This is a genomic window from Aequorivita sp. CRS11 (assembly GCF_059693805.1).
Map to the genome: position 1 here is coordinate 1 of NZ_JCATIG010000027.1, position 1,685 is coordinate 1,685.

The 1,685-nt window shown below is 39.2% G+C and carries 2 protein-coding genes; one reads left to right on the forward strand and one right to left on the reverse strand.

What is annotated here, in order from left to right; genetic code table 11:
- Nucleotides 1-611 (reverse strand): transposase (locus tag AC58DT_RS15560; protein WP_497217714.1); only part of this gene is annotated, 611 nt, incomplete at its 3' end.
- Nucleotides 612-748: 137 nt separating this feature from the next.
- Here AC58DT_RS15560 and AC58DT_RS15565 point away from each other — a divergent pair.
- Entirely contained in the window at nt 749-1,543 is a 795-nt protein-coding gene (locus AC58DT_RS15565) for a cation efflux transmembrane domain-containing protein (RefSeq protein ID WP_162838496.1), read from the forward strand.
- The last annotated feature ends 142 nt before the right edge of the window (nt 1,544-1,685 follow it).

Consider the following 1,685-nt stretch of genomic DNA (forward strand, 5'->3'; position numbering starts at 1 on the left):
CGCACCTTGGAAAGGTGTTCTTCAAGTTCATCTGCCGGCACTTTGATCTCAAGACTGTCCATCGAGGCATTGGCCTTTACAGGAGCTGAATCGATGGCCTGGGTATGGCCGCTTACCAGACCGGCCTCTATGCACAATTTCAGAACACGGGTAAAGACTTCTTCAAAAATATCTTCCGGGAAAAGCTGCCGTGTGCGGCTGATGGTGCTGGGCCAAGGCAAAGGCTCGTCAATATCATAGTCCAGAAAATAAAGGATGTCCATGCGCATACTGCAGTGATCCATCAGGCCACGGTCTGTGGTTATGTTTTCCAGATAGCCCACCAGGCATATCTTAAAAAAGACCACGGGGTCTATGCTCTTTTGCCCGCTTTGTCCATAGAACTTATTGGTGAGCGGGTAAAGAAAGTCCAGGTTTAGAACTTCTTTTAGCCGTCGGTAAAAATTTTCTTTTGAAACCCTGTCACTTAGCTTAAAGCTTGTGAAGAGTTTTTCCTGATAGTTTTTCTTGCCTTGCATAGGCATGAAATTAATAAACTTCTCAATTTTATACAAGCCTTTTGCTATATTTGAAGAGGTGGTTGTGCAACAGGCACAACGGCTATAGTTCATTGCGGCGGAATTTCCTGCTCGGAAATTCCTGCGTATTTACTAACTTTGGTTTATGGCGGAATAGTTCTGCCGAACCATTCCGCAACGAAACCATAGCCAAACACGTTGTAAGTAATGCCGAAAAACCCAGAAACCGAGTGAATAAAACGATATTTGAAATTACCAAAATGGACTGTCCTTCAGAGGAAAATCTAATCCGAATGAAATTGGACGGAATTTCAAGTATTGCGAATCTGGACTTTGATATTCCGAATCGAAAATTGACTGTTTTTCACAGTGGAGAAATTGACCAAATCGAAAAGTCAGTTATCGAACTGAATTTAGGCGGAAAAAAAATCTCAACGGAACAAACCGACCAAACGGAATTTAAAGAAAACGCAAACCAAAAAAAGCTACTTTGGTCTGTACTTGCAATCAATTTTGCTTTTTTCATAATCGAAATGACAACAGGAATTATCTCAAAATCAATGGGACTTGTTGCAGACAGTTTGGATATGCTTGCCGACAGTTTCGTGTACGGAATTAGTTTGTTTGCGGTTGGAGGAACTATAGTTAAGAAAAAGCGGATTGCAAAACTTGCTGGATATTTTCAAATTACACTTGCGATTATCGGATTTGTGGAAGTTTTAAGAAGATTTTTCGGAGACGAGAAATTACCCGATTTTTCGACAATGATTATCGTTTCGATTTTTGCACTTATCGCAAACGGAATTTGTCTTTACATTTTGCAAAAGTCAAAAAGCAAAGAAGAGGCTCATATGAAAGCGAGTATGATTTTTACATCAAATGACGTGATTATCAATTTAGGAGTAATAATTGCTGGAATTTTGGTAAATTGGTTGAGTTCGAGTAAACCTGATTTAATTATCGGAACAATCGTTTTTATTTTGGTAATTCAAGGAGCGTTTCGGATTTTGAAATTAAGTAAGTGAATGAAAAAAGCACTACTTACAACAAAGATCTGAGTTGAAAAACAAATGTTTTTAGTTCAATTTGGATACAAATTTCTCATCATAGGGCAAACCGCTTTTTGCGATTGCAAATGCCTGTTTCAGCAGTTTGTTAGCCACCGCA